This is a genomic window from Pseudomonas sp. FJ2-5-13 (assembly GCF_029201605.1).
In the GTDB taxonomy this organism is placed as follows: Bacteria; Pseudomonadota; Gammaproteobacteria; order Pseudomonadales; family Pseudomonadaceae; genus Aquipseudomonas; species Aquipseudomonas lactis.
The window spans coordinates 2,219,225-2,241,509 of record NZ_CP104045.1 but is presented as its reverse complement, the minus strand read 5'-3'; the positions used below and the strand labels follow the sequence as shown (position 1 = coordinate 2,241,509).

The window sequence follows — 22,285 nt, the reverse complement described above, 5'->3', positions numbered from 1 at the left end:
CCTCACGCTCCAATTGTGGGAGCTGGCTTGCCTGCGAAGACGGCCTCACAGTCGACACAGCTGGATTGTGTACATATCCATTCCTGCGGTAACGGCCACTTAGGGTTCCGCCCTGACGGCGGCTCACTTTGCAAAAGCGGCAAAGTAAGCAAAACGCTCTTGCCCCACCACTCGGCACCTCGCCTAGGCTCGGTGTGCCCGTAATCCGCCAGTGATTTGGGGGGCCGCCGCCACGCGCCATCCATGGCGCGGGGCGGCTAAACCGGCATCCCTGCCGGTTTACCCCCCAAATCCCTGTCGAATTCCGGCCAGCGTGGTTTAACGGGGCGCTTAAGATCAAAAGCAAAAGCAAAAGCAGATCAACGGCGTTTTTCAAGGTAGTTGTCGCGTCCACCGTCGCGCTACGCGATTTTTATTACCACGGTCAGTTCCCTTTCAGGGTTCAGATACACCGTTCCGATAGGGTTCCAGTTGCGTGTCTCTCCTGACCATCGTTCCGGTCTTTTCTCTCTGGCCTGCCGGTATATCGCATCTCGACGAGCCAAGATTTCTCGGTCTTTTCCTTCATGACGTTGAGCCGGTGTTACGAAGCGGATCCGGCTATGACGGTGCACGGTGTTGTACCAGGTCATAAAATTCCTCACCCAGATACGCGCATCATCCAGGCTGGTAAACCCCGCCTGTGGCCACTGCGGGCAGTATTTCAGTGTCCTGAACAGTGATTCCGAGTACGGGTTGTCGTTGCTAACCCGTGGTCGACCGCGAGACGGCGTGATGCCCAGGTCATACATCTTGGTCAGTAACGTCACCGATTTCATCGGTGCACCGTTGTCCGAGTGAAGCACCAGCGGCTGGCGCCAACACTTCTCCTGAGTCACGCTTCGTTGCAGCAACGCTGCCGCCTTTTCCCCGCTCTCGGCTTCATAAACTTCCCAGCCCACGGCTTTTCGGCTGTAGATGTCTTCGATCAGATAGAGGTAGTAAAATTTCCCGCGAACCGGGGACGGCAAGTAGGTGATGTCCCATGACCACACCTGATTAGCTGAAGTCGCTGCGTAAGTGGTCGGTGCCTCATGGCGATGCGGTCGCTTGGCTCTAGATCGGTGATGCTGCTGACCTGCCGCATGCAGCACACGATAAAAAGTCGCCTCCGAGGCTACATATCTTCCTTCATCGGCCAATTGCGGCACGATCTGGCTTGGCGGGAGATGCGCATAGGCTTTGCTGTTGCACAGCGTCACGATGCCTTGCCGTTCAAGCTCACTGAGCGCGTTGTTCGGTATCGGCCTAAGCGTCGTCGTGCGTCCATCTGCCAAGAGTTCTTGCGGCAAGCTCCAGCGTTGCAGTGTCCTCAGTGAAATGCCTACCTCCTGACAAGCAGGCGCCCTGCGGGCGCCCGCCAGAATGGCTTCATTAAGCCAATCAACGAGTAAATACCGTTCTGGCAACAAGGTCAGGTGGCCTCGTCGTCGCTCCCCCAGTAGGCATTGAGCTTTTTTCGTAGTACCAGTAAGGCCGCTGTTTCAGCCAGGGCTGCATCTTTGCGGCGCAACTCACGTTCAAGTTCACGGATACGATTTTTATCATCCCGTGACTGTCCGGAGCTTGCAGTTTTCGCGGTTGACTGTTTCGTGCTGCCGGCGATAAAAGCGTTGCGCCAATCGGTTATTTGCTCGGGAAAAATACCTTTTCGTCGGCAGTACTCACCGATTTCCAGTTCCGATAGCGAACCTGTTTCTATGATGATCGCCAGCTTAGATTCGGCTGACCAATTTTCGGCCGGTTGCTTGGCATCGGACAATTGCGTTCCTCTGGCGGCAGCTTGTTTGCGCCAATAATGGAGAGACATATCGCTACAACCTTCGCGCCGAGCGACCTCCGCCGCCGAGAGGCTCAGGGGCGGAAGCATCATTTTCAGCAGCGCAGCTTTACGTTCTTCTGAATAGAAAGGCATGACCATACTCTTGCCGCCCCCGGAATGCTTTTCAAAAAGCGGGGGACACGACAACTACCCTGACACCGGGGGACTAATCAAGCTGGCTATGACGTCCCGCTGCGACAGCCCGCTTTTGACTTTGTGCGCATGCCACAAAGGATGACCCCGTACGACACAGTTCGTCAGATTCAAATCCAAAACTATGTGCACCCAGAAAAAATGGCATAATATGCCAAAGTATCGAAAGATACTGTTTGTCGAAAGCTGGAGCTTATTTATGGCTACGCGAAACGTTGTGCTCCCCCTCATCAGGAGCATGTTATCCATGACCTGGTGCAGTCTGGCCGCTATCAGAATGCTAGCGAAGTGATGCGGGCAGGTTTGCGGCTATTGGAACAGCGTCTCGCCGAAGACACTGCCAAAATTGAGGCCCTGCGTCAGGCGACCTCAATCGGCATCATGGATCTTGAGCACGGGCGCTTTACTCAGGTGAACGAAGGGGATCTGGAGCACTACCTCGAGGGCTTGAACCTGGAGGCAACCCTCTCCGCGCGCGAGAAACACTGAGCATGCCGCAATATCGGATTCCAACGCAGCGCGCGCCGACATAGTCGACATCCTCAGGCGCTCCCAGACGCAGTTCGGCGATCAAGCACGCCGCGCTACCAGGCGCTGATCCTCACGTCTCTTCAAGCTCTTGCCAGCACGCCTTATCGGATCGGCAGCCACGACCGCGGTGAGGTTGCACCAGGCCTTCGCAGTTATCATCTCTCCTATTCACGCCAGCAGGCCAAACATCCCCATGGGACGGTCAAAAGCCCACGCCATATCCTCTTCTATCGTATGGTAAACGACGATCTGATCGAGGTCGTCCGACTTCTTCATGACGCCATGGAAGTGCAGTTGCACTTGCCTGATGACTGATCAGCGATTCAGGACACAGACATGATTGGCCAGGAACAACGAAGGTGAGACGCTCCCTCTAGCCCCCCACTCTGCCAGCCAACTTATTTCAGGACAGGTGCTGAAAGATAGCCCGGGTAACTTCGAATAAGAATATCGACTCATCGAACCACCAAGGATTTGCCGGATTCGGATTGGTCATCCGGTATACGGGGGCGCACTGAATGCCAGCCATGGCCACCAAGGTCCGCGTCAGAAATCGCAAATCGCGATCGCTCGCACGCTCGGTGCGAATGGGGGCAAAATTGGGGGCATAAATCATTATTTCAGGCTAGAACTACTGCTCTAGAGCCCAGTCAAAATGTTCTTTGGAGAGAACGACCTTGACTGTATATACAGACTTCGGGCTTACCAGGCTTTGCGGCGCGACTCTGCATCAACAGCAACCGCTCTCAAAATCGGCAACCCTTTAACAAGCGTCTTCGCGCCTTCAGGCTCTTGCAGTGATACGACCTGCCCGGGGAAACGAGAGTCGAACGCCTCTCAAGTGGCATATCTACCGAGACCCAAGATATTGTGAGTAAATGTGGGAGTATTTTTTTAGACATGAAAAAGCCCAACCTTTTCAGATTGGGCTAAGTCATTGAAAAATATGGTCGGGACGGAGTGATTCGAACACTCGCCCCCTAGCACCCCATACGAGGGGTAGCTGAATTCCATGTTTATCCGCCAGCCGTATCTGCCGAACGCATAAAAACCCGGCACGAGACCGGGTGATTACCCGCCCCTCAAAAACACAGCCCCCAAATGAGAGGGATGGAGGGCTGACAAGAGAGTGCGGGAGCGGGATATTGCCAAATGGCGTCTTCCTGTGCAATAGAATCCTCTAGCCGACCAGCTCCGAAACGTCAGGCGACTTGCGTAGTCCACACATTCAGGAGTAGCTCTAGATGGGCCCAAGAAAGCAGCGACATTCGTTATCACCGCACGAGACAGCACTTCAGCTTGAGCCAAGGGCGCTACAAACGATTCGTACAGCCACGTCGAAATTCTCCAGAGTGAGCGCATCGATCGGCGAACGGCCCTTAAATCGCTCATGAGGCTCACAGACCGTCCGATAAAGCCTCCATGCATCGACATCCGGAAACAGCGCTAACGCAGCAAGCACCAACTTGTGCCGCAATGGATCAAGCTGCCAATCCGGAATGCGCTGACCGCGATTCCCCAGGCTAAGGGACAGCAGACGCCGAGCCTTAATGTCACGGTTGATCTGATCTCGGGATTTGCCAGCCAATTTAGCAAAAACCAATAATGGCAAATTACTTGCGCCCTCATAGATGGCAAGCATCTCGGCGCGTTCGCGCTGGATGTCAGACACATGAGATTGATGCAGTTTTTCACTCGGCACCAAAAGCGGTACGACAGGCGACTGGTGCGACGCGATAAGAGCTGGTTCGTTGCTAACTGAAGCCTTGGGCACCGAGACAATTGTCGTTGGAAAGGTGCCGCTGAACTGAACGGAATTAGCGCTCGCGTTTTCGAGCGATGGCAACGAAGCGGCGCCCTCCAATCGGATGGTAAGCGGAGAGCTTGCTGCCTTTAAATGGCCCTGCCCCCAAAGGTCCAGACGGTTCGCCCAATCCTGCATCATGGTCCGACGCTGCTCGACATATTCAGCATTATTGTAGGCCGCACTAACCTTATCCGGATCAGCATGAGAAAGCTGAGCGTCCACCCATACCTTTGGATATCCAATCTCGTTCAGCGCCGTCGAGATCGCTGCCCTCATCCCGTGACCAGTAAGTTGATCGGCATACCCCATCCGACGTAACGCGCCATTCAGCGTATTCTCGCTGATGCGTTTGCTTAGATCGCTTCGATGCGCAAATAGGTAGCGCTGTGCGGGGACAACTTTGTCCAGCATGTGGCGCACGATCTCCAGCGCCTGAACCGACAGCGGCACGATATAAGGCGGTACATTTTGGGTCTGCTTACCTGGCTTCCGCATCGCTAGCTGGAGTTGTTTCACCACTTCCGCCGGTATGACCCACAAGCGCTTCTCCAGATCGAACTGGTCGGGTGTTGCCAAGCGCAATTCGCCCGTGCGGACACCGGCCAGCAGCAACAACCGAAGGCCAAGCCGAGTTTGGTCGGCACCGCCGTAGTTTCGAAGCGCAGCCATCAACCCCGGGAGCTCGTCCATACGAAGAAATGGAATGTGCGTAACAGGCGGTTTGGGGAGCGCGACCACATCGAGGTCCGAAGCCGGGTTGCGTTCCAGCCCTCGATCTTCACCAGCGCATAGCGGAACAATTGGTTGAACCAGGTCCGGCATTTTTCGGCGGTCGTTAAGGCCTTGCGCTGTTCGATCCTGCTTAATAAATCCAGCAGATCGTGACGATTGATATCGGAGACGGACCGCCCGCCCAGAGTGGGCAGGACGTCTTTATTGAAGATTCGCAAGATTTGCGAGGGGTTGATGCCTTGGGCGACCAAGGCGCGCGCCCCATAACGTCGCGCACGGGCTTCTTTGAGGCTGATTTGCGGATAACTACCCAGAGACATGCGCTTCTGCACGCCCGCCCAGTAGTATCTGAAACGCCAGATTTTTCCGCCGCGGGCGGTCACGTTGAGCGCCAGCCCATCCGTATCGCCTATCGTATAGTCATTGCCGGTGATTCGGGCTTGCCGAACGGTCGTATCCGAGAGTGCCATAGCGAGCTCCTGAACAGAGTCAGGGCCAGATGCTCATCTCGCTATCCAAGCTGCTCCAGCAAAAAACCGATTCAGTGTACATCCAAATTCAAGATCCTCATTCGGGACTTAAATCGGGACTTAAAAGCACTGGATGGAGCTGGACTTCAGTGGTTCCCGCTGGAACGAAAAAAGGGCCTAAAGGCCCTGATTTCAATCACTTACAGAATTCAGTGGAACTCTGTAGCGCAATATTTGGAGCGGGAAACGAGACTCGAACTCGCGACCCCGACCTTGGCAAGGTCGTGCTCTACCAACTGAGCTATTCCCGCTTGGTGATGCGCATTCTATAGAATCCTCAGCACCCGTCAACCCCTTGATTCAAAAAAGTTTTATTTCTTTTCAACCGTGGTTCGCAGATGAGGCCAGGCGGCGCGCAAGTATTGCAGCATGGACCACAGGGTCAGGCCGGCGGCGATGAGCAGCAAGGCGTAGCCGGTGAGTACCCAGAATGTGAAGTCCGACGGGTTGGCCAGCAGGATGACCAGCGCGAGCATTTGCGCGGCGGTTTTCCATTTGCCCATGTTCGATACGGCGACGTGGGCGCGAGCGCCGATTTCGGCCATCCATTCGCGCAGGGCCGAGACGACGATCTCGCGGCCGATGATGACGGCGGCCGGCAGGGTCAGCCACAGGTTGCCGTGTTCTTGCACCAGCAGCACCAGGGCAACGGCGACCATGAGTTTGTCGGCCACGGGATCAAGGAACGCGCCGAAGGGCGTGCTCTGTTCCAGACGGCGTGCCAGGTAGCCGTCGAGCCAGTCGGTGGCGGCTGCGAAGGCGAATACCGAGCTGGAGGCGACGTAGCTCCATTCATACGGCAAATAGAACAACAGAATGAAAATCGGGATGAGCAGGACGCGTAGAACGGTAATCAGATTAGGGATATTCATCGGCACAACTGGCTACGAGGTGAGAAGGCATTCTATTCGCTGTGCAGGTTTGCATAAATCAGCTCAGCGAGCTTTTTACTGATACCGGGTGCTTTGGCTATCTCGTCAATGCTGGCACGGGAGAGCTCCTGCAAGCCACCAAAATGTTTAAGCAAGTCGCGACGTCGCGTCGGGCCGACCCCCGCAACCCCTTCCAGGGTTGAGGTTCGCCGGGTTTTGCCACGGCGGGCGCGGTGGCCGGTAATGGCGAAACGGTGCGCTTCGTCGCGGATCTGTTGAATCAAGTGCAGTGCGGGTGAGTCGCCCTTCAAAGTGAACTCATGGGCGGCATCATTCAAGTACAACGTTTCAAAACCGGCCTTGCGCGTGGTGCCCTTGGCGACGCCGAGCAGGATCAGGTCGGGCACCGCCAGTTCGTTGAGCACGTCACGGGCCATGGACAACTGGCCCTTGCCGCCGTCTACCAGCAGGATATCGGGCAACTTGCCCTCCCCGTCCTTCAACTTGCTGAAACGCCGCGTGAGTGCCTGGTGCATGGCGGCGTAGTCATCGCCGGCGGTAACGCCTTCGATGTTGTAGCGCCGGTAGTCGGCTTTGATCGGCCCTTCCGGCCCGAATACCACGCACGAGGCCACTGTGGCCTCGCCGCTGGAGTGGCTGATGTCGTAGCACTCCAGGCGCTGGGGCGGCTCGTCCAGGTTGAGCACCTCGGCCAGGGCGTCGAAGCGTGCAGCGACGTGCTGTCGGTTCGCCAGCCGCGCGCCCAGGGCCTGTTCGGCGTTGGTCACGGCCAGTTGCTGCCAGCGGGCACGGGTGCCGCGTACGCGGTGGCTGATGTCCAGCTCGCGGCCGCGCAGCTCGTGGATCGCTTCGATCAAGGTGGGAAAGTCTTCGTGCACCACATTGACGATCAGCTCCGACGGCAGGTCGCGCTCAGGGCTGCTGACGTAATAGTGGCCAAGGAACGCAGCCATGACTTCTGCCACGTCTTCGTCGATACCGGTCTGCGGGAAAAAGTTCTTGCTCCCCAACACTCGCCCGCCACGCACGCTGATCAGGTGCACACAAGCGCCGCCCGGGTTGACGAACGCGGCAATCACGTCGACGTCACCGGTGCCGCCTTCCATGCTTTGCTGGTCCTGGACGCGGCGCAGCAGGGAGATCTGGTCACGAAGCTCGGCAGCCTTTTCGAAATCCAGGGTGCTGGCGGCCTGCTCCATGGCTCCAGAGAGCTCATCGGTGAGCGCATTGCTGCGCCCTTCCAGGAACATCACCGAGTGCCGCACATCCTCGGCGTACTCCGCAGGTTCCACCAGGCCCACACAGGGCGCCTTGCAGCGCTTGATCTGGTATTGCAGGCACGGCCGTGTGCGGTTCTTGTAGAAGCTGTCTTCGCACTGGCGCACAAAAAAGGTTTTTTGCAGCAGGCTCAGGCTTTCACGAATCGCCCCGGCGCTGGGGTAAGGCCCGAAGTACTTGCCCTTCTGCTTTTTTGCCCCGCGGTGAATGCTCAGGCGCGGAAAGTTGCCGTCCGATAAAAATACGTAAGGGTAGGATTTATCGTCACGCAGCAGGATGTTGTAAGGCGGCCGCCATTCCTTGATCAGCGTCTGCTCAAGCAGCAGCGCCTCGGTTTCATTGGCGGTGATCGTGGTTTCGACCTGAGCGATACGCGCCACCAGGGCGGCGGTTTTCGGCGCAAGGCCGGTCTTGCGAAAGTAGCTCGCCAGACGGCTCTTCAGGTTCTTGGCTTTGCCCACGTAAAGCAGGCGCGCCTCGCTGTCGAACATGCGGTACACGCCGGGGCGGCCACTGCAGGTGGAGAGAAAGGCACTGGGATCAAACGGTGTGGTCATGTCAGGCGCTGGCGTCCACCATGCCGTGGCGCACCGCGAGCAGGGTCAATTCAACATCACTGCTGATGGCGAGCTTCTCGAAGATACGATAACGGTAGGTATTGACGGTCTTGGGCGACAGGCACAGCTTGTCAGAGATGGTCTGCACCTTCTGGCAACCGACGATCATCAGGGCGATCTGGATTTCCCGCTCCGACAGCGCATCAAACGGCGAATCGCTGGTGGGCTGGAACGATTTGATGGCCAATTGCTGGGCAATTTGCGGGCTGATGTAACGCTGGCCGGCAAAAACCAGGCGAATGGCTTGCACCATCTCGGCCAGGCCTGCGCCCTTGGTGAGGTAGCCGGCGGCACCGGCTTGCAGCAAACGGGTTGGGAACGGGTCTTCCTCACACACCGTTACGACCACGACCTTGATGTCCGGGTGGCTGCGCAATAGCTTGGTCGTGGCACCAAGACCGCCAATCCCAGGCATCTTGACGTCCATCAGCACCACATCGGGCTTCAACTCTCGGGCCTTGATCAGGGATTCCTCCCCCGACTCCGCCTGGCCGACTACTTGCAGGCCGTCGATGTCAGCCAGCATTCGTGTAATACCTGTACGAACGAGATCATGGTCATCGACTACTAGCACCCTAATCAAGCAGACACCTCGCGATATGGTCTTATAGGTTGCTGAACACCTTAGCAAAAAACCAAGGCGCAGACCTAGTTGCAAGTGTCATATATATAGAGATTCAACGCGTTGGGGCTGTTCGCCGGGTGACGAACAGCCCTGTTTCCTGGGTTAAAGGTCAGGATTCCTGGGGGTGCGGCTTGGCTTTTCCGTTCACCACGCCGGAATGCTCGGCCAAGGTGCTGGTCAAGCGACGGATTGCATCCTGGTCTTCCTTGAACATCGCTCGGTAATTGCCCAGCACTTTTTCTTCGATCTCGCTCAGGTTATCCAACTGGATCGGCGTTGGGCTGCCGGTCAACACGTACAGGATATCCACACCTTTTTCGGCGACGCGAGACAAATAGTCGGCCTTGGGTGCACGACCACCGCTTTCATATTTGCCTTGGGCGTTCGCTTCAACGCCTCCAATTTCTCCAAAAACTTTCTGCGACAGGCCAAGTCGCTCTCTTTCTTGCCTTAAGCGCGAACCGATTCCACTCATTTGGATGTATGATCCTAAATTGGCACACCCCAAGAGGTGTCACACCATCACTTCGTTAAACAAACTTGAACGGTTTTGAACTATGCCCGGAATCCGTACTGCCGCACAAGCCAAGGCCTGGCTGGAACATCAAGGAAAGTCAGTTCAAGCGTTCGCCCGGGAGCATGGCGTAGACCCGGCAACCACCTATCAAGTGCTCGCCGGGCGAAAAAAGGGGAGGCGTGGAGAAGCCCATAAAGTGGCGGTACTTCTGGGCATGAAAGAGGGCGTTATCGTGGATGAGCCTGAAGCTCAATCCCACGATGAACAAAGCACTAGCTGACAGCAGTATGCGCTTATTTGTAGGACGTGCCCGTTTTAGTCCGATGTGAGTGCGCGACACTCACGCTCCATCCGCCAGAAGCCATCCTCTTCACCGACAATACTCAACCCCAGGCGCTGATACAGCCTTCTTGCCGGGTTGGTCTTGAACACCGTCAACCGTAGAAAGCCCAGGCCCTCGACGCGTGCCTTAAGCACCATTTGCTCGAGCACCCAACTGCCCGCACCCTGCTTGCGGCAGCATTCCAGCAGGTGCAGTTCGCGGATATACAGGGCCTTGCCGTCGCGGCTCAGGCTGATAAAGCCCATCACGCCGTCATCGTTGCAGATCAGCCAGTTCTCGCGGCCCGCCCAGGCCACGTCGAAGCCGTCGTTGGACCACAACAAGCCGTTCTGACGGTAATAATGGCTCATGGCTTCATGGGTCAAGGTGCGGGCAAACGGCAGGTCTTGCTCAGTGGCCCGGCGCAAATGAAACCTCATTCAGAGAGCTACCACCTGGCCGGTCCACTGCCCGTTCTCGCGACGGGCGATCACCAGCGCGTCGCCGACACCGGGGGCGGCAACAAGCAAGTTGCCATCGGCGGTCCAAATTGCACTGCGGCCCGCACAAGCCCAGCCTCCGGACGGGCCACCATGGTTAGCCATCAGCACCAACAGGCCATGCTCGGCCGCATAGCCTTCAAGCAAAGCACTGTCTGCCGCGTAGCCACCCTCGCTGATCAGTACGCCGGCGGCATACACCGTGGCGCCCGCTGCCGCCGCTTGACGTGGATGGCTGGCCTGGGAAAAGTCCGCGCACACCGCCAATGCTATGCGGTCATCTCCGAATGCCAAGACCTCACCGCCCTGCCCCGCAGCAAATGCCAGCTCCTCACCGGGGTGCAAGTGCTGCTTGGTGTAGACGCCGACTGAGCCGTCCGCCCCCAGCACCAACGCGCCGATCAGCACGCCTGCTTGTGGCGCCAACCGCACCGGCATGCCCACCACGGCCGTCAACCGCAGCTCCCGCGCCAGCTCACGCAACGGCGCCAATACGGCGTCTTGCGGGGCGATGGCCAAGTCGGCCGCCAGGAACGGCTCGTAGCCGGTCAGTGACAGTTCTGGAAACACCAGGCATTGCACGCCCTGTTCAGCCGCGACCCGCATCAACGCCAGGTGCCGCTGGATATTGGCAGCGACATCGCCCGGGATGGAAACGGTTTGCGCCGCAGCAAGGGTCAAGGCAGTCATGGTCGCGTCCTGGCAATCATTGTTGGAGAGCCGTCAGCATATCCACACTTGCCCATAACGGCATAGGTATCTACACAACTGAGTGGACTGTAGCAGCGGACGGTAACCACGATGCGAAGCGAGTCGCTCTTGATCTGCTTTTGATCTTGATCTTAAGCGCCCCGTCAAACCACGCTGGCCGGAATTCGACAGGGATTTGGGGGCTAAACCGGCAGGGATGCCGGTTTAGCCGCCCCGCGCCATGGATGGCGCGTGGCGGCGGCCCCCCAAATCACTGGCGGATTACGGGCACACCGAGCCCAAGCGAGGTGCCGAGTGGTGGGGCAAGAGCCCTTTGGTTACTTTGGGGCTCTTTTCCAAAGTGACCCGCCGTCAGGGCGGAACCCTAAGTAGCCGTTACCGCAGCAATGGATATGCACACAATCCAACTGTGTCGACTGCCAGGCCGCCTTCGCGAGCAAGCCCGCTCCCACAGTGGAATCGTTGGGGTGTCAGGTAGATAGGCGTCGGCTGCCAGGCCGCTATCGCAGGCAAGCCAGCTCCCACATTTGGATCGCGGTGCGTCAGCTAGATCAGCGTCGGCTGTCAGTCCGTCACGGGAGCAAGCTCCCTCGCCACAGGTCCAGCGTTGCCCATAGCGGTAAGGACTGCCACACAATAGAAATTACTGATTGAATCCACCTGCACGCCTCTAGTAAGCTCCCCCCATCATTTGGAGAGCCCCATGTTGCCACTCACCCACACTCAGGTTTGCCCTGCTGCCAGCGCCTTGCGCTCGGTGTCGGCTACCCGTGTGAACGGTTCGAGCGCACTGGCCGGCTTTTATTTTGGGTATTGGTTTAGCCACTGGCGCGCCTGATACCTGAAATCGGCGCCCACTACTCAAGGGGTCGCCTACCAGAGAAATCTAAACCCCCGGTCGGCTCCCCGACCGGGGGTTTTGTTTTTTCAGCGCCTAACAACCTGTTTGCTCACGATCACTTAAAGGAATCACGCCATGAACTTCACCACCTATTACCGCTACGACACTTGCACTGCATGGCGATTTAGCCAGCTCCGTTCGGGACAGCCTGCCGCCTCCGACCGGTCACCCCGTGGTGGCAAGCCAACACACGTAGCCGATACGGCCAATTGTCGAACACCCCAGTAGGCCAAGCGTGCGGGAATCGCCCGCCGCTTGCCCAGGAAGCCTTGAATATGAACTCCTCCGTCGCCGCTTTGCCCGTCTCTCCCCTCAACAGTGCCAATGAAGCCCTGACCCAGCGTTTGCCCAGCTCCCTTGAGCTCAAGCATCAACTCCCGCTCAGCCCGTTTCTCAATGAACAAGTCCACGCCCATCGCCAAGCCGTGCGCGCCATCCTCAATGGCGAAGATTCACGCCTGCTGGTGATTGTGGGGCCGTGTTCGATCCACGACCCGGAATCGGCCATGGAATACGCGCGCAATCTGAAGAAGCTCGCGCTTGAAGTCAGCGACCAGATGCTGTTGGTGATCCGTGCCTACGTCGAGAAACCGCGCACCACGGTGGGTTGGAAAGGCCTGGCCTACGATCCGCACCTGGACGGCAGCGATGACATGGCCGCCGGCCTGACCCTGTCCCGCGAACTGATGCGTGAAATGCTGCGCCTGGGCCTGCCGGTGGCCACCGAGTTGCTGCAGCCCATGGCCGCCGGCTACTTCGATGACTTGCTCACTTGGGTCGCCATTGGCGCACGCACTACCGAATCGCAGATTCACCGCGAAATGGCCAGCGGCCTGGGCATGCCCGTGGGCTTCAAGAACGGCACCGACGGTGGCGTCGCCATTGCCTGCGATGCGATGCGCTCAGCGTCCTACCCGCATCGCCATTTCGGCGTCGACAGCCAGGGCCACCCGGCGATCATCCAGACGCCCGGCAACCCCGACACGCACCTGGTGCTGCGCGGCGGCCACCGTGGGCCGAACTACGATGCGCAAAGCGTGGCCGACGTAAAGCATGACCTGGCCAAGTCCAAGGTGGCGGCGCGGATCATGGTCGACTGCAGCCATGCCAACAGCGGCAAGAACCCGCTGCGCCAACCGGCGGTATTCAATGACGTGCTGGAGCAGCGCCTGCAAGGTGATACCTCCCTGGTGGGCATGATGCTTGAGAGTCACCTGTTCGAAGGCTGCCAGCCGCTGAGCGCGTCGATGAAATACGGCGTTTCGGTGACCGATGGTTGCCTGGGTTGGGACGGGACCGAGCAGTTGTTGCGCAGTGCCGCTGAGCGGTTGCGGGAACACGGCAAAGCCGACTGATCGGTGGGAATCAACATCTGGGAGGGAGCTTGCTCCCTCGCCACAGGCCCAGTGAGGTTATGCCCGGGCCACCGGCATGCGGGACAGCTCCCGCAACCACGGCAACACCCGCAGGCCGTGGGCAGTCTCGCAGGGGTCGACGATGTCCATGAAGTGTTCGAGGTTGACGTGGTCCGGCACGCCCGGCAGGCGCACCCGCACGGCCGGCGTTACACCGCACGGGGCGCCCAGGTCCAGATGTTCGTAGACCAGCACATGACGCACCTGGGGCTGAGGTTCATAGCCTTGGGCCATGAGCCCGGCATGGATTATCAGCACATCGAAGGGTTCGGCAGGAATGGCGGTAAGAATCCGCACCTCTTCGAACGTTTGCACCGGCACGATCCGGTAATAACCCAACCGGTTGAGCATTTTCTCGATGTACAGGCGTTGCAGATGCTGTTCATCGGCAATCAGGATGGTCAGTGCTTTGTTCGGCATGGCAAACCCCTGGCAGGCAGTGCTCGGCAGTGAGCGCTGCCCATTTTCCAGACATATGCCGACGACAAAATCAGGCATGTTCCCGGTTCGCGTAAGAGTTTTCCCAAATTTCCCGAATGGCGATCAACCGCAGTCAAGGCTGATTGCAATAAGCGCTCAAGCCATGACGCAAAACATCGATCGCTTCAGCCACGCCCTCAACCGCTGGCCCCAATGCCTGACGGTCGCGCTGTTCACACACTGCCTCCAATGCTTCACACCCACTGATCAATAGGTTTGCCTTGACCATCCGCGCGCCGCCCTTGGCACGGTGAGCCAGGTCGTGCAGCTTGGCAAAATCTGCCTGGCTGGACAGGCGCGGCAGTAAGGCACGGTCTGCCTCCAGGCTTTCGAGTAACGGCGCCAGCAATTCGACAAGCGCAGCGTGATCATCGCCGGTCAGCGCGACCAATGTGCTCAAGTCGAATGTCGCCACGGGCTGCGGGCCCGCGTCGGCCACACGCGAGGCCAGCGCCGACCGCAAGTCGTCAAGCCCGGTTGGCTTGAACAGGCAGCCATCCATGCCCGCCTGCCGGCAGCGCTCGGCTTCCTCCGGTTGTGCGTTGGCGGTGAACCCCAGCAACAGGCAGGGTTCCAGACCCTGTTCACGCTCTTGCGCGCGAATCTCCTGTGCCAGCTGATAGCCGTTCTTGAACGGCATGTTGCAATCGGTAATGACGCCGTCGAACTGCCCCGCTCGCCACTGTTCAAGCCCTTGAACACCGTCTTCGGCCGTGACGATATCGTGGCCCAGAAAGCTCAACTGTCGAGCCAGCAGCAAGCGGTTGGCCGGGTAGTCGTCCACCACCAGAATCTTCAGCGCACGGCCCTCAGGCACCGCCTCTTGTGCAGGCTCAACCGGGGCCGGCAGCGTGGCGGTCATGGCCAGGGTCAGCGTCACGTCCACCCGAGTCCCGTGCCCCAACACGCTACTCAAGTGCAATTGGCCGCCCATCATTTCACACAAGCTGCGACTGATCACCAACCCCAGCCCAGACCCGCTACGTGCCGACTGCTGGTTATTGCTGCCCTGGATAAACACACTGAACAACCGCTGCTGATCGGCGATGCTGATTCCGATGCCGGTGTCTTGCACCCATAACTGGACGGCCAAGCGATCATCCTCGACCTTAGCCCGCGCAACCAGGCTGACCTGCCCATGAGAAGTGAACTTGATGGCATTGCTCAAAAGGTTCGATACCACCTGCTTGAATCGCAGCGGGTCGACCAGCACCGCCCGGTCAATCAACGGGTCCAGCTCAACCTGCAGCGCCAGCCCCTTGGCGCGGGCCAGCCCCTCGAACACGCGCGCGACCGACGCCAACAGCTCATGCAGGTTGGCGGGTTCCAGGGTCAACGACAAGTGCCCCGACTCGATGCGCGCGATATCGAGAATATCGCCGATCAACTCCAGCATGCCCCGTGAAGCCACCGAGGCCACCTCCAGGGCATCGCGGTCGACCCGCCCCTGCTCGGCATTTTTCAACGCCAGCTCGATCATGCCGATCACGGCGTTCATGGGCGTGCGGATCTCGTGGCTCATGGTCGCCAGGAAGGTAGTCTTGGCGCGATTGGCCGCGTCGGCATCGTCCTTGGCTTCCTGTAGCTGGCCGAGCAACCGGTGCCGCTCGCTCACGTCGACCCAACCGGCAATCATGCCCACCACCTTGTCGTCGCCGTCGCGGTACGGCAGCATCCACTGGTAGATGGTCAGCACATCGCCATTGGGCACCTTGAGTATTCGATCATGAATCTGCGGCTCGCCCCCCGCCATCAAGCGCAGGTAATCCTCATGAAACGACTGGGCCTGTGGCGGGTTGTCGACGTCGGTTTCCACCACCGTCCTGCCGATCACGTCTTCAAGCTTGTAGCCAAACACGTCGAGGTAGGCGTTATTGCACGCCATCAACCGCCCTTGGCGGTCACGCACGTAAATCGGGTGCGGCGTGCCGTCGATCAATACGCTCATAAACCGCATCTGATCGCTCAGCGCCCGCTCGGCCTGCAGGCGCTTACGAATCAGGCTGCGCAGGTAAATGGCCCAGCCCAGCGTGACGGCCAACAATAACGCCGCCAACCCGAAGCCCTGAAGAATCACGTTGCGATAACGCAACCAGTAACTGTCCTCGATGATGACCTCGCTGCGCCACTGACCAATCAATTCGTCCATTTCCTGCGGGGTGATACTCAGCAGCGCCTTGTCGAGGATCGAATACAACTCCAATTGACTGCGGTTGACCCCAAAGGTCACGCGTGCAGGCTCAGTGCCGACCGTACTGGTAACACGCAAGCGGTCGCGGTAATACCGGCTGATCAAATAACGCGCGCTGATCAACGAGTTGACCGCGCCGTCGGCGTCACCATTGGCCACCAGCGCCATGGCTTGCTGAGGGTTCTCCACATCGACAAACATCACGCCTGGAAAATTCTGCGCTATCTCATCGTGCAGGCCATTGCCGACCACCATGGCCAAGCGTTTGCCTACCATCTCTTCCAACGTGAGCGGGCTGTGTGGACTGTCACGGGTTACCAGCACAAAGGGATTGGTCAAATAGGGCCGGGTAAAGCGTACTTTTTCGGCCCGCTCCACACTGGGGGTGATAACCGCCAGCATGTCAGCCGTCCCCGCACTGACGATGTTGATCTGGCGCGGCAACGAACTGCCTGGCACCACATCGAACTTCAAGCCGGTGCGCAAGCTGATGCGCGATAACACCTCGGCACTCAAGCCTTCGAATTGACCCCGACCACCAATAAAAGATAACGGTAGGAAGTCATTGAGCACCGCAACCCTGACCCGTGGATTTTTCTGCACCCAGCGTTGTTCACTGGCGCTCAAGTGCAGCCGGTCAACGCCGATTATGCCCAGGTTACCTCCGCTCCAGCGGCGCAGGATTTCCATCTGCTCGCTGGCGGGAATCGCCTCCAGCGCGGCATTGAGGATGGGCAGTAAGCGCGCATTTTCGCGGGTGACGGCAAACGCAAACGGATTGACTTCCAGGCCGGAAAAATCCGCCATGCGTACATTATTGAGGTGGTTGCGATTGATCAGGTAATTGCTGCTGATGGCATCCCCCAGGTAGACGTCGGCACGACCAAACGCCACGGCGCCAATGGCTTCGAACGTCGAGGCAAACAATTCCAGTTGAGCCTGGGGGTAAAACGCGCGTACGGCGTCGGGCTGCATGTAGTGATAGAGCATTGCCACGCGCTTGCCGGCCAGGTCGTCATTCAATACCTGGCTGTCACCGCTGCGGGTCACCAGGGTCGGTTGGTCGTTGGCATAAGAGCGAGACAGCAGCAGTTGCGGGTCGGCCGCTTCATAGCCATTGGCGGAGCCGAGGAAATCCACCGCCCCCTGCTTCAGCGCCTCGACCACCTCATCGCGGGTGTCATAACGCCGAACCTCGATGGAGATATGCAGGGCCTGGCCGACCAATGCGGCAAAATCGGCCGTGATACCTTCGAGTTCGTCGTTGTTATTGGTCAAGTCAAAAGGTGCGTAATCGGGCGCCGAAACGCCCATCAGCAATGTGCGCCGCTCACGCAGCCAACGCCAACCGGCCTCGTCCAGCGCCACTTGCGGGATCTCAATATGAGAGTGCCCCAACAGCCGCAAAGCGTGAGGCTCTTCAAGGGCCACCGCGATCAGAGGTAACAAGCTCATCCAAAGGATCGTGACGAACCTGATAAACGCGGCGGTGATCATTTCAGTTCAGATCAGATGGTTGCGCTGAGCAAACGTGGATAAGTGCACTACCGAGGACATTCGCAACTTCTCCTTGAGTCGAGTCTTATAGGTACTGATGGTCTTGTGGCTCAGCAGCATTTGCTCGGCGATTTCCTTGTTGCCCAGCCCTAGGGCGAGCATCTGCAGTACGGTAAGTTCGCGGTCAGACAAACATTCGATCATCTGCCGTTCTGTTTCTTGCAAATCGTCGCGCCGCACCGAACTGGTCGGCAAACTGGGGAAGCAGCTGTAGCCCGACATGATCGCCTTGATAGCCTTTTGCAGCTCATCCAGTTCGCCGGTCTTGGCGACGAACCCCATGGCGCCGGCGCGCATGCAGCGGGTGGAAAAAAACACCGCCAGGTAGGACGTCAGCACCAGAATCTTGCACGGCAAGCCCAACGCCTTGATCCGGCTGATGACCTCCAACCCGCCCAATTTGGGCATCGCCAGGTCGAGGATAATCAGCTCGGGACGTTGCTCCCGCGCCAACTGCATCGCATCTGCGCCATCCCCAGCCTGAAAAATCTCAACAAAACCCTCCAACTGCAGGAGGTGTTTGACCGTCGCCCGGATAAATGGATGGTCATCCACAATTAATGCTTTGTTCATACAACTTCCCTATGTGGACAAAATACCCTTACACATCACACCGGGCCTGGGTACCTGTGAGAAATGACAGTTCCGACGAACGGCGCTGCCTTATCGGTACGGTAACCAGGCCGTGTCTGGCCCCTTCAATTAACTCAGCATAACCACGGACGCCGGACCTCAACGACCCAACAGCCGCAAGTGCCCAACCTTAGCAACGCAATGATGTTTTAACTGAAGGGATAATCCGGACTAGATGTAGGATTTTTCCACAAGCAAGCTTAGCCAATCCTGGCTCGCCCATAGGGGTCAGTCGGTGGTACTTGGGCTCCAGAAAGCCTGTACCACCAGAGTTGATGTAGAGAGGCGCGCTACCAGAGCATCCAGTTCGTCGCCATCCACCGACGTGGCGGCCAGGATGGCCTCGATCTCCACTTCGTCGCTGCCGAACGGCCGCACATCGACATCACTGGCTGGGTAGTTGCAGCGTGCCAACTCGGCTTCCAGCAACACCATCACGGCCTGTTGCTGACTGCGTCGCGCAATCACGTAAAGAATGTTGGTGACCTCTGCCGACACCACGTCCAAGGGTTGGCGATTGATGTTATTGACGATCGGCCGCAGCAAGGTGTTGGCCGCCAGCACAAACAGCGTACCCAGCAAGGCCTCGAGGATCAGGTCGGCGCCAGCGCAGGCGCCCACCGCCGCTGAAGCCCAGAGGGTCGCGGCAGTGTTAAGCCCGCGTACATTGCCCTCTTCCCGCATGATCACACCCGCCCCCAAAAAGCCGATGCCCGACACCACGTAAGCGACCACGCGCACCGCGCCTTCCGCACCACCGAGCCGGTTGGCCATGTCGACAAAGATCGCCGCGCCTACCGCCACCAGCACATTGGTGCGCAGCCCCGCGGTGCGCTGGCGATATTGGCGCTCGAAACCGATCAAGCCACCGAGGATAAATGCCGCGCTGAGGCTGACGACGGTGTCGACCAGGGAGTTGAGGTTGATGTTGTTGATTGCCTGCATAAAAAATCTCCATGAATGCAGCGACAAATTGGAAAACACCGTGGGTTCCTGTGGGAGCTGGCTTGCCTGCGATAGCGGTACACCGGCCAATGAATCTGGCGACTGATACACCGCCATCGCGGGCAAGCCCGGCTCCCACAGGGTTTGCGGTGTTGCATGGCACTCACTACTGCCAGCCAAACCTGCGGATGTAGTAGCCTTTCACCGCTTGGGTCAGCGCCATGTACGCCAGCAAAATCACCGGCAGGAACACAAAGTACAGCGACGGCAGCGCCTGCAATTTGAAGTAATCCGCCAATGGCCCCATCGGCAGGAAAATCCCCACGGCCATGATCACGCCGGTCATCAGCATCAACGGCAGCGCCGCACGGCTTTGCAGAAACGGGATTTTCGGGGTGCGGATCATGTGCACGATCAGGGTCTGGGTCAGCAGCCCCACCACAAACCAGCCGGACTGGAACAGCGTCTGGTGGTCTGGCGTGTTGGCATCAAACACATACCACATGAGTGCGAACGTGGTGATGTCGAAGATCGAACTGATTGGCCCGAAAAACAGCATGAAGCGCCCCACCTCGCCTGGCTGCCAGCGTTGCGGCGTGGCAAGCATCTCGTCGTCGACGTTGTCGAACGGGATCGCGATCTGCGAGATGTCATACAGCAGGTTTTGCACCAGCAGGTGCATCGGCAGCATCGGTAAAAACGGGATAAAGGCACTGGCCACCAACACCGAGAACACGTTGCCGAAGTTGGAACTGGCGGTCATCTTGATGTACTTGAGCATGTTGGCGAAGGTGCGCCGGCCTTCCAGCACGCCCTCCTCCAGGATCATCAGGCTCTTCTCCAGCAGGATGATGTCGGCCGCTTCCTTGGCGATGTCCACCGCGCTGTCCACCGAAATACCGATATCCGCCGTGCGCAACGCCGGAGCATCGTTGATACCATCGCCCATAAAGCCCACCACATGTCCGTTGGACTTGAGCAGACGCACGATGCGTTCCTTGTGGCTGGGGGTGAGCTTGGCGAACACATTGGTAGTTTCCACGGCCACGGCCAGTTCGGCGTCGCTCATCGCCTCGATGTCGTTACCCATCAGCAAGCCTTGTTGTTCCAGGCCCACTTCGCGGCAGATCTTCGCCGTGACCAGTTCGTTGTCGCCGGTCAGTACTTTCACCGCCACGCCGTGAGCTTTCAGGGCCTTGAGGGCGGGCGCGGTGCTTTCCTTGGGCGGGTCGAGAAACGCCACGTAGCCAATCAGCGTCAGGTTGTTCTCATCGGCCAGGGTGTAGGTGTCACGCCCCGCCGGCATCGGCTGCGCCGCGACCGCCACCACCCGCAGCCCTTCTTCGTTAAAGGCTGCGGTCACCTGGCGAATGCGCGCCAGCAGCTCGTCGGTCAGTGCTTCATCGACATCGCCATGGCGCACGCGGTTGCACACCGACAAAATCTCCTCCACCGCTCCTTTGCAGATCAACAGGTGCGGTTGGTGTTGCTCGGCCACCACCACCGACATGCGGCGGCGGTTGAAGTCGAAGGGGATCTCGTCGACCTTGTGAAACGCGGTACCCACTTTCAGCTCGCGATGGATGTCCACATGCTCGAGCACGGCCACATCCAACAGGTTCTTCAAGCCGGTCTGGTAGTAGCTGTTGAGGTAGGCCATTTCCAGCACGTCGTCCGACTCCTGGCCCCACACGTCCACATGGCGCGCCAGGAAAATCTTGTCCTGGGTGAGCGTGCCGGTCTTGTCGGTGCACAGCACGTCCATGGCGCCGAAGTTCTGGATCGCGTCCAGGCGCTTGACAATCACCTTCTTGCGCGACAGAAACACCGCGCCCTTGGCCAGGGTCGAGGTGACGATCATGGGCAGCATTTCCGGGGTCAGACCCACCGCAATCGAAAGCGCGAACAGCAACGCCTCGGTCCAGTCGCCCTTGGTAAAGCCGTTGATGAACAGCACCAGCGGCGCCATCACGAACATAAAGCGAATCAGCAACCAACTGACCTTGTTGACCCCCTGCTGGAACGAGGTGGTCGCACGGTCTGTCGCCGTGACGCGTTGCGCCAAGGCACCAAAATACGTGCTGTTGCCGGTGGCCAGGACCACCGCCGTGGCGGCGCCGGACACCACGTTGGTGCCCATGAACAGAATATTCTCCAGCTCCAGCGGGTTGCGCGTGTGGGCGTCCTGCTGGTGGGCGAACTTCTCCACCGGCATGGATTCACCGGTCATCGCCGCCTGGCTGACGAACAAGTCCTTGGCGCTGAGCACGCGGCAGTCCGCAGGGATCATGTCGCCGGCCGACAACACAATCAGATCGCCTGGCACCAATTGCTTGATCGGCAGTTCAATGCGCTTGGCGGCATCGCGGCGCAGCACCGTCGCGGTATTGCTCACCATGGCTTTCAAGGCGTCGGCGGCCTTGTTCGACTTGGCCTCCTGCCAGAAGCGCAACAGGGTCGAGAGCACCACCATGGAAAAAATCACCGTGGCGGCCTTCATGTCTTCAGTCAGCCAGGAGATCACCGCCAACAGGGTCAGCAGCAGGTTGAAGGGGTTCTTGTAGCAATGCCACAGGTGCACCCACCACGGCAGCGGCTGCTCGTGCTCGACTTCATTGAGGCCGTATTGCACGCGCAGGGCATCGGCCTCCTGAGTGTTCAGGCCCTCGGTGTGGCTGCCCAGTACACCCAGCAATTGCACGGTGCTGCGGTTGGCAGCAGCCACTAGCGTCTGCGCCAGGCTAGGCGGTACTTCGCGGCTGACGCTGGCGTCGGTCACGGTCTCCAGCATTGCCAGGCGGCGAAAATGCCGGGCGATATGCCGGGTCCGCAGGAAACCGGCGAAGAACTCTTTGAGCAAAGTGAGGTTCATGGTGTAACTCCTGCGCGAGGAAAAACCGTCGTGCAGGTACTGCCCGTCCACACCGCGCCCGTCACACAGGCACAGCCGAACCTGGCCCGCCCGCCGTAACAGGCAGGCGCGTCCGTAGCATCCAGGCGTTACCCAGGTGCTGGTCAGCGTCGATGAGAGGGAATCAGGCAGGTGCCAGGATTGGCCACCGCCGGGATGCCGCTTCTCGCTTTGT

At 58.8% G+C, this 22,285-nt stretch carries 14 protein-coding genes, 1 tRNA gene and 3 pseudogenes; 4 read left to right on the top strand and 14 right to left on the bottom strand.

The genetic code is table 11. The annotated features are described in order from the left end of the window. Positions 1-401 precede the first annotated feature (401 nt). A protein-coding gene (locus N2A98_RS10110) for an IS3 family transposase (RefSeq protein ID WP_193791350.1) occupies positions 402-1,954 on the bottom strand; the annotation gives its coding sequence in 2 pieces (ribosomal slippage) (positions 402-1,492 and positions 1,492-1,954; 1,554 coding nt in all). Between the two features lie 259 nt (positions 1,955-2,213). Here N2A98_RS10110 and N2A98_RS10105 point away from each other — a divergent pair. Continuing rightward, a pseudogene (locus tag N2A98_RS10105) lies at positions 2,214-2,503 on the top strand (type II toxin-antitoxin system ParD family antitoxin). Positions 2,504-2,505: 2 nt separating this feature from the next. Further along, positions 2,506-2,860 (top strand): annotated as a pseudogene (locus N2A98_RS10100) (type II toxin-antitoxin system RelE/ParE family toxin). Between the two features lie 979 nt (positions 2,861-3,839). Here N2A98_RS10100 and N2A98_RS10095 read toward each other — a convergent pair. From N2A98_RS10095 to N2A98_RS10070, 6 genes and pseudogenes are all read right to left on the bottom strand, one after another. Beyond that, positions 3,840-5,554, bottom strand: a pseudogene (locus N2A98_RS10095) (integrase arm-type DNA-binding domain-containing protein). Positions 5,555-5,789: 235 nt separating this feature from the next. Next, positions 5,790-5,865, bottom strand: a tRNA-Gly gene (locus N2A98_RS10090). 60 nt (positions 5,866-5,925) lie between these two features. Continuing rightward, complete coding sequence (pgsA, locus tag N2A98_RS10085; protein ID WP_044273195.1) at positions 5,926-6,486, bottom strand: CDP-diacylglycerol--glycerol-3-phosphate 3-phosphatidyltransferase; 561 nt, start codon at positions 6,484-6,486, stop codon at positions 5,926-5,928. 32 nt (positions 6,487-6,518) lie between these two features. Continuing rightward, positions 6,519-8,342 carry an excinuclease ABC subunit UvrC gene (uvrC, locus tag N2A98_RS10080; protein WP_044273194.1) on the bottom strand — a complete coding sequence of 608 codons (1,824 nt, stop codon included), beginning with the start codon at positions 8,340-8,342 and terminating at the stop codon, positions 6,519-6,521. A 1-nt stretch (position 8,343) separates the two neighbouring features. Continuing rightward, positions 8,344-8,985, bottom strand: a complete 642-nt coding sequence (gene uvrY, locus N2A98_RS10075; protein WP_003190387.1) for a UvrY/SirA/GacA family response regulator transcription factor — start codon at positions 8,983-8,985, stop codon at positions 8,344-8,346. A gap of 151 nt (positions 8,986-9,136) precedes the next feature. Then, positions 9,137-9,502, bottom strand: coding sequence for a helix-turn-helix transcriptional regulator (locus N2A98_RS10070; protein ID WP_044273193.1), 366 nt, complete (start codon positions 9,500-9,502; stop codon positions 9,137-9,139). A gap of 82 nt (positions 9,503-9,584) precedes the next feature. Between N2A98_RS10070 and N2A98_RS10065 the strand changes: the two genes are divergently transcribed. Then, entirely contained in the window at positions 9,585-9,824 is a 240-nt protein-coding gene (locus N2A98_RS10065; RefSeq protein WP_044273192.1) for a DNA-binding protein, read from the top strand. Between the two features lie 35 nt (positions 9,825-9,859). Here N2A98_RS10065 and N2A98_RS10060 read toward each other — a convergent pair whose 3' ends face one another. After that, positions 9,860-10,306, bottom strand: coding sequence for a GNAT family N-acetyltransferase (locus N2A98_RS10060; RefSeq protein ID WP_047710536.1), 447 nt, complete (start codon positions 10,304-10,306; stop codon positions 9,860-9,862). Next, complete coding sequence (locus tag N2A98_RS10055; RefSeq protein ID WP_047710535.1) at positions 10,307-11,056, bottom strand: carbon-nitrogen hydrolase family protein; 750 nt, start codon at positions 11,054-11,056, stop codon at positions 10,307-10,309. It abuts the gene before it with no gap. Positions 11,057-12,253: 1,197 nt separating this feature from the next. Between N2A98_RS10055 and N2A98_RS10050 the strand changes: the two genes are divergently transcribed. Continuing rightward, positions 12,254-13,333 (top strand): 3-deoxy-7-phosphoheptulonate synthase, encoded by a 1,080-nt coding sequence (locus tag N2A98_RS10050; protein ID WP_275623344.1) that lies wholly within the window; start codon positions 12,254-12,256, stop codon positions 13,331-13,333. A 57-nt stretch (positions 13,334-13,390) separates the two neighbouring features. On the opposite strand, the gene N2A98_RS10045 is transcribed toward N2A98_RS10050, so the two are convergent. The 5 genes from N2A98_RS10045 to mgtA form a co-directional block, all read right to left on the bottom strand. Continuing rightward, positions 13,391-13,813 carry a chemotaxis protein CheY gene (locus tag N2A98_RS10045; RefSeq protein WP_069558386.1) on the bottom strand — a complete coding sequence of 141 codons (423 nt, stop codon included), beginning with the start codon at positions 13,811-13,813 and terminating at the stop codon, positions 13,391-13,393. A 133-nt stretch (positions 13,814-13,946) separates the two neighbouring features. After that, entirely contained in the window at positions 13,947-17,561 is a 3,615-nt protein-coding gene (locus N2A98_RS10040) for a transporter substrate-binding domain-containing protein (RefSeq protein ID WP_275623343.1), read from the bottom strand. A gap of 6 nt (positions 17,562-17,567) precedes the next feature. Beyond that, positions 17,568-18,194, bottom strand: coding sequence for a response regulator transcription factor (locus N2A98_RS10035; protein ID WP_032892431.1), 627 nt, complete (start codon positions 18,192-18,194; stop codon positions 17,568-17,570). 288 nt (positions 18,195-18,482) lie between these two features. Then, positions 18,483-19,199: an MgtC/SapB family protein gene (locus N2A98_RS10030; protein ID WP_003190369.1), complete on the bottom strand. Its 717-nt coding sequence runs from the start codon at positions 19,197-19,199 to the stop codon at positions 18,483-18,485. Between the two features lie 166 nt (positions 19,200-19,365). After that, a complete protein-coding gene (gene mgtA, locus N2A98_RS10025) occupies positions 19,366-22,071 on the bottom strand; it encodes a magnesium-translocating P-type ATPase (protein WP_275623342.1) in 2,706 nt (901 codons plus the stop codon). Positions 22,072-22,285: the final 214 nt, after the last annotated feature.

Bases quoted from the DNA above. Each gene is read 5' to 3' on its own strand.
- pgsA (WP_044273195.1), bottom strand. From the start codon at position 6,486: ATGAATATCCCTAATCTGATTACCGTTCTACGCGTCCTGCTCATCCCG.
- uvrC (WP_044273194.1), bottom strand. From the start codon at position 8,342: ATGACCACACCGTTTGATCCCAGTGCCTTTCTCTCCACCTGCAGTGGC.
- N2A98_RS10070 (WP_044273193.1), bottom strand. From the start codon at position 9,502: ATGAGTGGAATCGGTTCGCGCTTAAGGCAAGAAAGAGAGCGACTTGGC.
- N2A98_RS10065 (WP_044273192.1), top strand. From the start codon at position 9,585: ATGCCCGGAATCCGTACTGCCGCACAAGCCAAGGCCTGGCTGGAACAT.
- N2A98_RS10060 (WP_047710536.1), bottom strand. From the start codon at position 10,306: ATGAGGTTTCATTTGCGCCGGGCCACTGAGCAAGACCTGCCGTTTGCC.
- N2A98_RS10055 (WP_047710535.1), bottom strand. From the start codon at position 11,056: ATGACTGCCTTGACCCTTGCTGCGGCGCAAACCGTTTCCATCCCGGGC.
- N2A98_RS10050 (WP_275623344.1), top strand. From the start codon at position 12,254: ATGAACTCCTCCGTCGCCGCTTTGCCCGTCTCTCCCCTCAACAGTGCC.
- N2A98_RS10045 (WP_069558386.1), bottom strand. From the start codon at position 13,813: ATGCCGAACAAAGCACTGACCATCCTGATTGCCGATGAACAGCATCTG.
- N2A98_RS10040 (WP_275623343.1), bottom strand. From the start codon at position 17,561: ATGATCACCGCCGCGTTTATCAGGTTCGTCACGATCCTTTGGATGAGC.
- N2A98_RS10035 (WP_032892431.1), bottom strand. From the start codon at position 18,194: ATGAACAAAGCATTAATTGTGGATGACCATCCATTTATCCGGGCGACG.
- N2A98_RS10030 (WP_003190369.1), bottom strand. From the start codon at position 19,199: ATGCAGGCAATCAACAACATCAACCTCAACTCCCTGGTCGACACCGTC.
- mgtA (WP_275623342.1), bottom strand. From the start codon at position 22,071: ATGAACCTCACTTTGCTCAAAGAGTTCTTCGCCGGTTTCCTGCGGACC.